Source organism: Algibacter pectinivorans (assembly GCF_900112595.1).
Lineage (GTDB): Bacteria > Bacteroidota > Bacteroidia > Flavobacteriales > Flavobacteriaceae > Algibacter_B > Algibacter_B pectinivorans.
The window spans coordinates 531,789-545,065 of sequence record NZ_FOMI01000001.1; the positions used below are offsets into that span (position 1 = coordinate 531,789).

Here is a 13,277-nt window from a genome sequence, read left to right on the forward strand (position 1 = left end):
CGTTGTTAAATATCAATATTTTAGCCAATACGCCATGTACGGCACCCAAAATAAATAGCTAATGGCGTTTAAGCGGCTATTTTTGTTTATTTTTGCAGCCTATGCAAGAGTTAAAACTTTCTGATTGGTTACCTACCACAAACAAAGAGGTGAAAATACGCGGATGGGAAGCCCTAGATGTTATCCTGTTTAGCGGCGATGCTTATGTGGATCACCCAACTTTTGGGCCCGCAGTTATTGGCCGTATGCTAGAAAGTTTTGGGTTACGTGTGGCTATTGTACCTCAGCCCAATGTAAACGATAATCTTCAGGATTTTGTTAAGCTTGGGGCTCCAAAATTATTTTTTGGTGTTACTGGAGGTTGCATGGACCCTATGATTAGCAATTATAATGCGAATAAAAAACGCCGTGATAAGGATGCCTATACACCAAATGGCGATATTGGCTTTCGTCCGGATTACGCTACTACCGTTTATTCCAAAATATTAAAAGACAAATGGCCAGATGTACCGGTTTTAATTGGTGGTATTGAGGCTTCGTTGCGTCGTGTTACACATTACGATTATTGGAGCGATAAGTTATTACCTTCTATTTTAGAAACCTCGAAGGCCGATATGTTAGTTTATGGTATGGGCGAACAACCCTTACGCGAAGTGGTTAGATTACTAGAAAAAGGCGTTCCTTTTAGTAGTATAAACACCGTAAACCAAACAGCAGTACTTTTAAATGCAGACGATAAAATACCAAAAAACAGCAATTGGGAAGATGTTGAAATAGCGTCGCATGAAGTATGTTTAAAGGATAAGAAAAAATACGCATCTAACTTTAAAGTGATAGAGCAGGAGTCTAACAAATTGGCTGCACGACGTATTTTTCAGAAAATTGGAGATAAAACCTTAATGATTAATCCGCCGTATCCTACTATGACAGAAGCGGAAATAGATGCCTCTTTCGATTTACCATATACGCGCTTACCACATCCAAAATATAATAAACGAGGGCCTATTCCGGCTTTCGAAATGATAAAGTTTTCTATTAACATTCACCGTGGGTGTTTTGGAGGCTGTAGTTTCTGTACCATATCGGCACACCAAGGGAAATTTATTGCATCGCGTAGTAAAGAGTCTATTTTAAAAGAAGTAGATACAGTGGCTAATATGCCAGATTTTAAAGGTTATTTATCTGATATTGGTGGGCCAAGTGCCAACATGTACCAAATGAAAGGGAAAGTACAAGCTATCTGCGACAAGTGTGTGGCACCTAGTTGTATCTCGCCAGTTATTTGTAGCAATTTAGATACCTCGCATAAGCCTTTAACCGAATTATATCAGGCTGTTGATAGTCATCCAAAAGTAAAAAAATCGTTTATTGGTTCGGGAATTCGCCATGATATGTTGGTGCCAGAATTTAATAAAAATGCCGATCCTAAAGAGTTAGATGATTATACCGAGGAGGTCATGACCAAACACGTTTCTGGCCGACTTAAAGTAGCACCAGAACATACCAGCGATCCGGTTTTAAAACTAATGCGTAAACCATCGTTTAGTTACTTCCATAAGTTCAAGGAGCGTTTCGATAAAATTAATATTGCTAAAGGTTTAAAGCTACAGCTAATCCCTTATTTTATATCGAATCATCCGGCTTGCGAAGTAGAAGATATGGCAAACCTAGCTGCCGAAACTAAGGATATGGGTTTCCAGTTAGAGCAAGTACAAGGCTTTACACCAACACCTATGACGGTGGCTACGGTTATTTACTACAGTGGTTACCATCCATACACGCTTAAAAAAGTAAACACGCCTAAAACCCGTAAAGAAAAAGACGAGCAACATCGTTTTTTCTTCTGGTATAAGGATGAAAATAAAGCGTGGATTAAAAAGACGCTAAATAAAGTTGGCAGACCCGATTTATTAAAAGTGTTACTGCCCGAAAAAACCGAAAAGTGGCGTAAAAACAAACCAACCGGCGAAGCTAAACACACCTTTGATGATGCTGTACCTTTTAACAGACGAAAAAATAAGGCTAAATTTAAGAGTAAGAAGAAGCGTAGGTAGTTTACACGCCTAAAGTGTCTTTTTGTTGTTTTTAAGAATATTTTATTTAAGTAAATGCATTCTGAGTTCTTAAACTTATATCGCCCATGAGTGCTAAAGTGTATGAATTCTGTTAATATTTACGAGTAAGTTTATCGGTGTAGATTGTCCCCTTGAGGGGACTTTAGGGGTGTTTTTAGATAAAAATTTAATCAATTTTCTCACTCAACCTCTTCACAGTCTCTTCAACCACCAACAAAACGCTAAACATATTCTTTTTTACCTCCTGATTCGAAAACCTTAAAAAAGTAACTTCATAGGCCTCTAATTCAGCTTGTCTTTTAGAATCATATTCAAAAGAATGGTCATGACTTTGTCCATCTATTTCTATAGCTAAACCAATTTCATGACAGTAAAAATCAACAATATAGTTTAGCATAGGTACTTGCCTGTGAAATTGAACACCGTAAGCGCATTGTTTAATGCATTGCCACAATAAAACCTCGGGTAATGTACTGTTTTTTCTTAGCTGTCTTGCCAAAAATTTTAATTCTGGATGGTATGGGATTATTTTGTTTTTCATTATTGAAACACCCCTAAAGTCCCCTCAAGGGGACAATTGTTACGGCATATCTTTACCTGCGATTTTTAGTGTTTATGTGAACTTCATTTTAAACCACATTTTATACTACAAACTATAAACCTATACCGCGCCCTTTAAAATATAATCATGCTATATAGGTTTTAAACTATATATTAAGGTTGTTCTAATTTAGTGAAAATAAAAATGACTTAAAAACACCTCAAACCAATAGTTGTGCTACAACTTAAACTACAACACATAAAAGTTAATTAAAGTGTAACGAAAAACGTAAGTTACTAGTCTGATTATTATTTAATGTAAAGCTTATGAGTCTGGATTAGCCCCTTGAGGGTTATCGAAATGAAAATATATTTTTATTGAACATACAGAGCGCAGCTCATAGGGGTGTTTTTATTGGCAAGCAAACTAAAGCCTAAGCTTCTACTTTTTTATTTTTTTAGGAGTGTCCTTTTTTCTTGTTGCTACCGCATGTGCCAACACCGCGACTTCTATTAGTAAAATTGTAATTTTAGCTTTTTTACTTCTTGTTAAAGCACTTGTAAGTCCTAATACTTTTGTAATTATCATAATTTCTATTTTTAAGGACAAATTATGAATAAACCTTATGGGTGGTTGACTTGATAGCTATTTATTTTGACTGGATTGGGGGTTTTGATTAACCTACAGAGAGTTTTGCGGATATTTTTTACAAGTAATTTCTAATAGTTTTTTACACTTCAAACCCTATTCAACACTTTGATTTGTAGGTTTTTATACTAAATTTCATTATATTTATATGTTGAATTTCTATATGTAGAATTATGTATACACCAATAAGTGAAGAAGAAAAATTAAAGCATCCGTATTACCAAATAATGGAGTTAAAAAAAGAAGAGCTAATGGTTGAATTGAATTCTTGGTCTCGTTTGAAATTAATTGATTGGTTATCTTGGAATGATAGAAATGGTGTCTATCGAGATGAAGACTCTCTAGCCGAATTGGGTAATATTTTAGGAAAAGATGAAGCTATCGAAATTATGAGTAGACAAATTTTAGAAAATCAGTAAAATGCTGCTAATTGTATGTTGACTATGGTTCGTTTAGGTTCTAATTTTGGTAAAAACATTTATATTATGAAACCAAATAGAAGAGGGCAAATTGTAAAATTTCACACACCTTATCATGACGAAGACCCTTAACAACTTTATGTAGTTTTAGAATTTTTTGAAGACGGAGAACAATCGAGAGTTTTGATTACACCCACAAATACCGGACTTTCAATTCCAGGAACACTCAAGGTTTATTCTAAGGATTTAGAGACAGACGTGATTACAACGCGGCAATTGAAGCGTTATTTAGAGGATTTGAAAAATGAAAATAAAATTATCGAATGAAATTTAAAATTACTCGAACAAGAATATCTAGAAAGTTTCAATATATAATTTAGCCTAAATTAATTTTTAAAAAACTTAAAAATTAATCTAAATTTTTATAAATTTGTAACCATTGTGTAATGTTGAACAAGATGGTTATAAAAGATTGTTATTCGCTCTCCGAAGCTGCTGAATTACTAGGTAAAAGTAAAGAAACTTTAAGAAGATGGGACAAAGAAGGAAAACTTTGTGCTTTAAGAGAACCTATAAGTGAATATCGCATATATAAAAAAGAAGATATTAATAATCTTATCAAACCGTTGTTTGAAAATTTTGACGAAGATGTAGACAATTCAGTGAACCCAATTAAAGAATTTAAAGTTTTAGAGCTCTTTGCCGGAGCAGGAGGATTAGCAATTGGACTTGAAAAGGCGGGCATTAAATGTGCTGCATTAAACGAAATTGATAAATGGGCGTGCCAAACATTAAGAGAAAACCGCCCTCATTGGAATGTTTTAGAAGGGGATATTAAATCCTATAATTTTGAAGAATTTAATGGTGAGGTTGATATTGTAACAGGTGGGTTTCCTTGTCAAGCTTTCAGTTATGCAGGAAAGAAATTAGGATTAGAAGATGCTCGAGGAACTTTGTTTTATGAGTTTGCTCGTGCAGTTAAAGAAGTCAATCCGCCAATTTGTATTGGTGAAAATGTAAAAGGGTTGCTTTCTCATGAAAAAGGAGAAACTTTAAAAGGCATGTTGTCAATTCTTGATGAAATAGGTTATAGAGTAGTACCTGTTCAGGTTTTAAAAGCTATAAATTATAAAGTACCGCAAAAGCGTGAACGAATAATTTTGGTTGGTGTTAGAAAGGATATTGATATTAAATATGAATATCCAAAACCCTATCAAACCATTTACAATTTATCAGATGCCTTAAAGAAAGGAAAATTATATAATTCTAATGTTCCTAAATCCGAAGGTTCAAAATATCCAGATCATAAAAAAGAAATTTTAGATTTAGTTCCGCCAAAAGGATATTGGAGAAATTTACCATTAGATATTCAGAAAGTATACATGGGGAAAAGTTTTTATTTAGGTGGTGGCAAAACAGGAATGGCTAGACGAATTGGCTGGGATGAACCTAGTTTAACTTTAACTTGTAGTCCTGCTCAAAAGCAAACGGAGCGTTGCCATCCAGATGAAACTAGGCCTTTTACTGTGCGAGAGTATGCACGCATCCAAACTTTTCCAGATGAATGGAAGTTTATGGGTTCTGTATCTCAACAATACAAGCAAATAGGGAATGCAGTGCCTTGTAATTTAGGTAAAGAAATCGGGTATTCTATTATTAGTTTCCTTAATAAATATTACTTGAAATCAAATAAATTAGAGGCTTCAATTTCTCTAGACAAAGCAATATAGCCTTGTTTAAAGAAGTCCTCAGTATCTAGGTTTAAAATCATTAAATCTAGATTTGATACTAATTTATCGTAAAAATTATCAAATCCTGTAATTCTATACCAAAATTCTTTTCCTATAATTACAGGGAATTGAGTATCAATTTTCTTATAATGTTGACTCAGTTGAGATTCTTCTCCATAAAGAACTCCTAAAATTAAATCTGAGTTATTCATATTCAAAGAATTAGTTCTAGCAAGATTGGTAACAGTTGTAAATTTTTTTAAAAGCGGATTTACGTCTTCTGAATTTATTGTATTTGGTCCAGATTTTAGCTGACACCATTTTTTTCGATTGTCAACTTTATCTATAAATTCAATATCCATTCCTTTAATTAAAGAACCGTTAGCAAGATTTAATTCAACAAACATATTTTGTATTCTTGTCCCAAAGGAAGTATTTATTGAAGTTCCCAATATTCTTGGATAATAGAGTGCCTTAGCAATCCCTAAAGGCGTAAAATTATCTTCAAGAATTTTAGAAAGATATTTAACTATAATTGGATTTATCTTATAAGATTTAAGTTTTGAATGAGTTTTTAAAGCATTGATTTTATGGTTTTCAAAAATCTTTTCCTTAAAATATTCAGTAATAATTTGTAAAAGCTCATTTTCATTCATAACAACTAATATATTTATAATTTTATATTTTTTTAAAGACTGCTAAATCCATTACTATTAACTAATTACATTTTCATATATTCCTTGATTCATAGTTCAATAAATTCTTTTAAAATAGGTAAATCTGCCTCTGCCCAATCTAAAGTAATCAATTCATCTTTATCAGCAAGTAAAAAGCTACAATGTTCTCTTAATTTTAATTCACCAGAAAGATATTCAGCTATAAAAGGTATTAATTTAATCTTAAAGTTTGGGTATTGATGTGTAACAGGAGTTAGTCTTTCTTTAACTTCAATTTTAATATTTAGTTCTTCAAAAACCTCTCTTTTAATACAATCGAGTTCTGATTCCCCTGACTCAATCTTTCCTCCTGCAAACTCCCATTTTAAAGGAAGTTTCATTGTTTCACTCCTTTGAACTGCTAAAATTTTATCTTCAAATTGAATAATAGCGCAAGTGACGAGTATGGTTTTCATTAATTTATTTCTAACTTTTCTATGCTACTAATTTCACTTCAGCTAAAAACACATCAAGTTCATTTTCAGTATCAAAACAAAAATGGCTTTCTGATTTGTTTTGAAAAAAATTTATTAATTCTAAATGCGATTTGAATACTCTAAATGATACACCTTCATAATTATAGACAAAAAAGACTTCTGTTAAATCTCGATTGTTAAGCAATATTGTTTCTATAGTTCGACATGCTGTTATATATTCTGTATCTATTACCTCAAAAGTATTCATCTTACTTATTCTTTTTCTATTAGCTAATATATCAAAAAGACCTCAACCAACTTGTCAAAATAAACCATTACCCCTTCAAAACCTCCAATTCCAGCAAGTACAATATCTTCTTGTCTTTTTCGGTGAGTTTTTTCGTTACTTCGCTGGGGTTAAAATGCAGCTTAAACGAGTAAATAGCACTTTCAAGATTAGTAATATTATAGCCTATAAATTTTAAGGCTTTTGTGGGGTTAAATGTACCGTCTATCACGAGGTCGTTTAATTTACTTTCGTCGTACCAAATACCAAAACCACTATCGGCTAAGGTTTTCCACGGAAACAGTGCACTTGGGTCTACTTTTCGTCCTGGAGCTACATCGGCATGACCAATAATATTTTGTTTGGGGATGTTATACTTTTCGCTTAAATGCTCTAGCAACCAAATTAGGTTATTTATTTGAGCGTAAGAGAATGGTTCTTCGCCATCATTATCCAACTCAATACCAATAGACACGCTGTTTAAATCGGTTACGTTGCCCCAACTGGAATTTCCGGCGTGCCAACCACGAAGCAAATCGTTAAGCATTTGGGTAATACTACCATCGTCGCAAATAACGTAATGCGAACTTACTTGGGTACGCTTAAGCGCAAAGGTTCTGTACGTTTGCTCGCAACTCTCTTGATCGGTATGATGGATAACAATAAAATTAGGCTTACGCATACTAAAATTCTGAGATTCCTTAACACCAACCAATTGATTTCCTATACTATCTGGCTGAATATATTGCAAATCCTTACCAAGTGCTTTGGCCTGTTTTTTATAGGCGGTTTTAGACGCTTTATACAAATCGTTAGAGCAACTTGCTAACAGCAAACAAATAAGAAGTGATTTTAAATATCTCAAAATTTTAAATTATTAATGCGCTTCTAGCCAGTTTACACCTGTATCTACCTCAACATCCAACGGAACCTCCATTTTAAAGGCATTTTCCATTTCGGTTTTAATAAGGGTTTTCATGGTTTCTAGCTCTGGTTTATACACATCAAAAACCAATTCATCATGCACTTGCAATAGCATTTTGGTTTTATAATTACCGGCTTCGAGCTTATTGTAAATGTTAATCATGGCTATTTTTATAATATCGGCAGCACTACCTTGTATAGGTGCGTTTACGGCATTACGTTCGGCAGCACTACGCACCACCGCATTTCTTGAATTTATATCTTTTAGGTAACGCCTTCTGTCTAACACCGTTTTTACATAGCCATTATCGCGTGCAAAATCGACTTGCTCGCTCATGTATTTTTTAAGTTTTGGGTAGGTTTCGTAGTAGGTATCGATAAGCGCTTTGGCTTCGCCTCGCGATAAATCGGTTTGGTTACTTAAACCAAAAGCAGACACGCCATAAATAATACCAAAGTTTACCGTTTTAGCGTTGCTACGCTGCTCGCGTGTTACCTCTCCAATAGGCACTCCAAATACTTTCGATGCGGTAGAGGCATGAATATCTTCGCCGTTTTTAAAGGCTTCAATCATGGTTTCCTCTTTACTTAAAGCGGCAATAATACGCAGTTCTATTTGGCTATAATCGGCAGCCAATAAAGTGTACTCATCACTTCTTGGTATAAACGCTTTTCGTACTTGACGACCACGTTCTGTACGTATTGGTATATTCTGTAAATTCGGGTTATTACTACTTAAACGACCTGTTGCGGCAACGGTTTGCATATAATCTGTATGTACACGACCCGTAGCGGCTTCTACCTGTAATGGCAAGGCATCAACATAGGTACTTTTTAGTTTCGATAATCCACGAAACTCCAATATATTCTGGATAATCTCATGGTCTTTAGCTAAGTACGATAAAATATCTTCGCCTGTTTTATACTGCCCTGTTTTGGTTTTTTTAGGCTTATCTACAAGTTTTAGTTTTTCAAATAAAATAATACCCAATTGTTTTGGCGAGGCAATATTAAATTCCTCACCAGCAACCTCGTAAATTTTACTTTCTAGGGTGTTTATATCGTTATTTAAGGCTTCGGACAACGAATTTAAAAACGCCACATCCAAATTAACGCCTTCCAACTCCATGGCAGCAAGTACGCGTAATAGCGGCACTTCAATATCATCAAATAATTTCTGGGTATTGGCTTCGCCCAATTCTTTTTCAAAATGCTCTTTGAGTTGCAGGGTTATATCGGCATCTTCAACAGCGTATTCTGTTTGCTTATCCAAAGGTACTTCGCGCATGGATAATTGATTCTTTCCCTTTTTACCAATTAACTCGGTAATAGAAATGGGCGTGTAGTTTAGGTAGGTTTCTGCCAGCACATCCATATTGTGTCGCATGTCTGGATTAATTAAATAATGCGCTAACATGGTATCGAACAATGGCCCTTTTACTTCAACATTATATTTGGCTAATACTTTAATATCGTATTTTAAATTCTGACCAATCTTCTGAATGTTTTCAGCTTCAAAAAAGCCTCTTAACTCCTCAATAACGGCTTGCGCTTCGGTTTTATCTTCCGGAAACGGTACATAAAACCCCTTGCCTACTTCCCATGAAAATGCAATACCAACCAACTCTGCCGTTAGCGGGTTTAAGCCCGTGGTTTCGGTATCAAAACACACCGAGGTTTGGTTCATTAAATTTTTAACAAACAACTTAGTGGCCATTCCTGGTGCTACGCTTTGGTAAAAATGCGATACGGTTTCGGCCGTTTTTCTGGTGTACGTGTCTGTTTCGGTTGGCGCTTTCGCGGAATTTGGGTCGCCTCCAAACAAACTAAATTGCCCTGCTCCAGCACTTTCTGCTTCTTTTGGTGTTACTTTTGGGGCTGCTTTTTCTGAAGCTGTATTGGTAGTAGTAGCAGCTTGCCCTTCATCTGAAAATGTTTTAGTAAAATTATCTATTAATCGTCTAAATTCTAATTCTTGAAAAATCTCGACTACCTTCGGGATATCGGGATGGTCCAACTCAAAATCTTTAGCATTAAATGTTACCGGAACATCTAGCATAATAGTGGCTAATTTTTTAGAGAGCAAACCTAATTCTTGGTTGGCCTCCACCTTCTCCTTCATTTTACCTTTAAGCTCGTGGCTATTAGCAAAAAGATTTTCCATACTGCCATAAGCCGCTAAGAATTTTTTAGCTGTTTTTTCGCCAACACCGGGTAAACCTGGTATATTATCACTGGCATCGCCCATCATCCCTAAAAAGTCAATGACCTGCAAAGGATCTGTAACTTCAAACTTTTTCTGTACTTCTGGTATGCCCCAAGTTTCGTAACCACCACCAAACATAGGGCGGTACATAAAAATGTTTTCGCTTACTAATTGTGCAAAATCCTTATCTGGCGTTACCATAAAAGTTTGGTAGCCTTCTTTTTCGGCTTGTTTAGCAAGGGTTCCAATAACATCATCGGCCTCGAAACCTTCTTTTACCATAATAGGAATATGCATAGCCTTTAAAATATCTTGTATAATAGGTACTGCAATTTTTATAGCCTCGGGCGTTTCGTCTCGGTTAGCTTTGTAAGCTTCGAACATTTCTACCCTATCCGAACTTCCGCCTTTATCAAAACAAACGGCTAAATGGTCTGGGCGCTCACGTTTTATAACATCTAAAAGTGAATTCATAAACCCCATAATAGCCGAGGTATCTAGACCTTTAGAGTTTATTCTTGGGTTTTTTATAAAGGCATAATAGCCACGGAAAATTAATGCATAAGCATCAACTAAAAATACGCGTTTGTTATCGGACATTTTGTTTATTTTGATGGAATATCAAAACTACAAAAAGTTATGATTAAAATGTCTATTAACCGATTTGGATTTCTTTCATTATCCTACTAAATCTTAAGTATAAGTTAAATTAGTAATGCATTTAAAAAGATACTTTATATTACTAGTATATTTGAATAAAAAAGAAAAATGCTACGTTGGATACTATTTATTGTTTTCTACCTTGTAATAAGCTTTTACGGTTTCCAAGCCATAAAAACAGTCACTAAAAACACCTACATTCACTATTTATTTATTGCCTTAACATTACTTGTTGCGGCCAATTTTATAATTCAGTTTACCATATACTCAGAGGGTCGTGTATTAAACCCTGCCAAAAGTTATGCCTTTGGTTTTCTGTTGGCCTTTATATCCTTTAACTTAGTTTTGGTCCCTATTTTATTGGGCGAAGATATTATTAGAGGCATTTTAGGTATTTATGATAAAGTAGTTACTAAAAACGAAAACTTCTATCTGCCATCGCGCCGTAAGTTTATAAGTCAAGTAGCCCTTGGTTTAGCTGCCATACCATTTACATCGTTACTTTACGGTATGTATCGTGGTAAATACCGCTTTAGGGTTTTAAATTACACCTTACATTTTGAAGACTTACCAGACGCTTTCGATGGGTATAAAATAACACAAATTAGCGATATCCACTCGGGTAGTTTTGATAATAAAGAAAAAATAGAATATGGTATAAACCTTATTAACGAGCAACAATCGGACGTTATCTTTTTTACCGGCGATATGGTAAATAATAAAGCCTCCGAAATGCAAAATTGGAAATCCCTTTTCGGCACCCTTAAGGCTAACGATGGTGTGTTTTCGGTATTAGGAAATCATGATTATGGCGATTATGTAGATTGGCCAACAACCGAAGCCAAAAACAAAAACCTTAACGATTTAAAGCAAATCCAAAAGGAAATGGGCTTTAATTTACTTTTAAACGAAAGCCGATTTATTGAAAAAAACGGACAACGCATTGCCATTGTTGGTGTAGAAAACTGGGGTAAAGGCGGTTTTAAAAAAGCGGGCGATTTAAAAAAAGCAGCCCAAAACATTCATGCTAACGATTTTAAGGTACTACTAAGCCACGACCCATCACACTGGGAAGAAGAAGTTATAAAAGACGATTACCACTACCATTTAACCCTAAGCGGACACACACACGGTATGCAATTTGGCATAGAAATACCTGGCTGGATTAAGTGGAGCCCTGTAAAATGGCGTTACAAATATTGGGCAGGCATTTATAAAGAAATGGGGCAATACATTAATGTAAACCGAGGCTTTGGCTATTTAGGCTATCCGGGACGCGTTGGTATATGGCCAGAAGTAACCGTAATAGAACTTAAAAAAGGCACAGCAAATTCGTAATACAAAGACTTGTATTTATAAAGAAATTGCTTATTTTTATAGTTAAGCATCGCTATTTAAGCAATATTGTACCGCATAAATAGCAAATACTAAAAATTTACGTAGGTTTGTATTAAGCACACTCGATTAATAAAAAACATTGTATGTCAAAATTTGGGGAACTTATAGATGTCGAAATTCCAGTATTACTAGATTTCTACACAGAAAATAACGAACAAACAGAGGCTATGCATCTCGTACTAAGAGATGTTGCAGCTGCACTTGGCGATAAAGCTAAAGTTATAAAAATTGATGTCGATAAAAATCAAGAACTTGCCGAAGCTTTACGTGTTAAGTCTTCACCCACACTTATAATTTATAAAGACGGCCAAATGAAATGGCGCCAAAGTGGCGAGCAAGATGCCAATACGCTTATAAATTTACTTCAAGATTTTAAATAACACTTAAAAAGGTAGTAGCCGCATATTTTGGGCGTTACTCATAAAGGGTCGGGCTTTCTGCTATACCTACCGGCAGGCAGGCAGGTCTTTTTTTGCCATTTACGGCAGCAAAAAAAGGATGCCGCGGCAATCCCTAACGCAAATCCAGAACATAACTAAGTCGGTGCTAAAATAACACGTACAAACGTCTGTACGCTCTGTAAAAAAGACAACTTAAAAGATAGACGTACTCAAAGCATCAAAACGATATCCTTTATTGCTAAAATAAGCCAATACTTTAGGTAAAGCGTATTGCATATTTTTACTGGCCTTTACACTATCATGAAAAACAATAACACTACCTGCAGCAGTTTTACTAAGCACATTCTGTAAACAAGCTTCTGGAGTCATGGACTTATCCCAATCAAAAGACAACACTTCCCACATAATTATACTATACCCTAAAGCCATGAGTTTTTTACCCTGTTTGGGTGTTATTTGTCCGTAGGGCGGTCTAAAAAGGTTAACGGTATGGGCTTCTGGAATTTGAGATGTAATAGCTTCCTGCGCTTTATATACATTATCTAAATAGTCTACAGCTTTTGTTTTCCAACCTTTAATATGGTTATGCGTATGGTTGCCAATAGCATGCCCATCATTAATAACATTATTAAAAATCTCAGGATACTTTAAAACGTTGTTACCAATACAAAAAAAGGTAGCCTTAGCGTTGTATTGCTTTAAAACCTTTAAAGTCCAATTGGTAATCTCTGGCGTTGGTCCGTCATCAAAAGTTAAATAAATAACTTTCTGGCTTGTAGGCACTTCCCAAATATACTTCGGGAATAACTTTTTAACTACAACAGGTGTTTTTACTGGTGTTAAGCCCACGCCCAAAT

General features: G+C 35.0%; 13 protein-coding genes. 5 read left to right on the plus strand and 8 right to left on the minus strand.

All coding sequences use genetic code 11. The features are described 5' to 3' along the window. Window positions 1-101 precede the first annotated feature (101 nt). Window positions 102-2,054 carry a YgiQ family radical SAM protein gene (locus BMY96_RS02435; protein WP_092848592.1) on the plus strand — a complete coding sequence of 651 codons (1,953 nt, stop codon included), beginning with the start codon at window positions 102-104 and terminating at the stop codon, window positions 2,052-2,054. A gap of 187 nt (window positions 2,055-2,241) precedes the next feature. On the opposite strand, the gene BMY96_RS02440 is transcribed toward BMY96_RS02435, so the two are convergent. Together BMY96_RS02440 and BMY96_RS15915 are read right to left on the minus strand one after the other, a co-directional pair. Next, the gene (locus BMY96_RS02440; protein WP_092848594.1) at window positions 2,242-2,616 is read right to left on the minus strand and encodes an endonuclease domain-containing protein; all 375 of its coding nucleotides are present in this window, start codon (window positions 2,614-2,616) and stop codon (window positions 2,242-2,244) included. Between the two features lie 441 nt (window positions 2,617-3,057). Continuing rightward, a complete protein-coding gene (locus BMY96_RS15915; RefSeq protein ID WP_175473497.1) occupies window positions 3,058-3,204 on the minus strand; it encodes a hypothetical protein in 147 nt (48 codons plus the stop codon). A gap of 233 nt (window positions 3,205-3,437) precedes the next feature. On the opposite strand from BMY96_RS15915, the gene BMY96_RS02445 reads away from it, so the two are divergent. Then, window positions 3,438-3,683 carry a hypothetical protein gene (locus BMY96_RS02445; protein ID WP_092848596.1) on the plus strand — a complete coding sequence of 82 codons (246 nt, stop codon included), beginning with the start codon at window positions 3,438-3,440 and terminating at the stop codon, window positions 3,681-3,683. Between the two features lie 458 nt (window positions 3,684-4,141). Further along, window positions 4,142-5,413, plus strand: coding sequence for a DNA (cytosine-5-)-methyltransferase (dcm, locus tag BMY96_RS02450; RefSeq protein ID WP_092848598.1), 1,272 nt, complete (start codon window positions 4,142-4,144; stop codon window positions 5,411-5,413). On the opposite strand, the gene BMY96_RS02455 is transcribed toward dcm, so the two are convergent. The 5 genes from BMY96_RS02455 to polA all read right to left on the minus strand — a co-directional run bounded on the left by BMY96_RS02455 (window position 5,359) and on the right by polA (window position 10,561). Next, on the minus strand, window positions 5,359-6,069 hold the full coding sequence (locus BMY96_RS02455; RefSeq protein ID WP_092848601.1) for a PmeII family type II restriction endonuclease: 711 nt from the start codon (window positions 6,067-6,069) through the stop codon (window positions 5,359-5,361). The genes dcm and BMY96_RS02455 overlap by 55 nt on opposite strands. Before the next feature lie 89 nt (window positions 6,070-6,158). Then, the gene (locus BMY96_RS02460; protein ID WP_092848603.1) at window positions 6,159-6,545 is read right to left on the minus strand and encodes a (deoxy)nucleoside triphosphate pyrophosphohydrolase; all 387 of its coding nucleotides are present in this window, start codon (window positions 6,543-6,545) and stop codon (window positions 6,159-6,161) included. A gap of 19 nt (window positions 6,546-6,564) precedes the next feature. Beyond that, a complete protein-coding gene (locus BMY96_RS02465; protein ID WP_092848605.1) occupies window positions 6,565-6,813 on the minus strand; it encodes a hypothetical protein in 249 nt (82 codons plus the stop codon). Window positions 6,814-6,880: 67 nt separating this feature from the next. Next, window positions 6,881-7,696 carry an N-acetylmuramoyl-L-alanine amidase gene (locus BMY96_RS02470; RefSeq protein ID WP_245750522.1) on the minus strand — a complete coding sequence of 272 codons (816 nt, stop codon included), beginning with the start codon at window positions 7,694-7,696 and terminating at the stop codon, window positions 6,881-6,883. Window positions 7,697-7,708: 12 nt separating this feature from the next. Continuing rightward, window positions 7,709-10,561 carry a DNA polymerase I gene (gene polA, locus BMY96_RS02475; RefSeq protein ID WP_092848607.1) on the minus strand — a complete coding sequence of 951 codons (2,853 nt, stop codon included), beginning with the start codon at window positions 10,559-10,561 and terminating at the stop codon, window positions 7,709-7,711. 168 nt (window positions 10,562-10,729) lie between these two features. Here polA and BMY96_RS02480 point away from each other — a divergent pair, with 168 nt between their 5' ends. Further along, a complete protein-coding gene (locus BMY96_RS02480) occupies window positions 10,730-11,959 on the plus strand; it encodes a metallophosphoesterase (RefSeq protein ID WP_092848610.1) in 1,230 nt (409 codons plus the stop codon). Window positions 11,960-12,102: 143 nt separating this feature from the next. After that, window positions 12,103-12,399, plus strand: a complete 297-nt coding sequence (locus tag BMY96_RS02485; RefSeq protein WP_092848612.1) for a thioredoxin family protein — start codon at window positions 12,103-12,105, stop codon at window positions 12,397-12,399. Between the two features lie 213 nt (window positions 12,400-12,612). On the opposite strand, the gene BMY96_RS02490 is transcribed toward BMY96_RS02485, so the two are convergent. Next, entirely contained in the window at window positions 12,613-13,269 is a 657-nt protein-coding gene (locus BMY96_RS02490) for a polysaccharide deacetylase family protein (protein ID WP_092848614.1), read from the minus strand. Window positions 13,270-13,277: the final 8 nt, after the last annotated feature.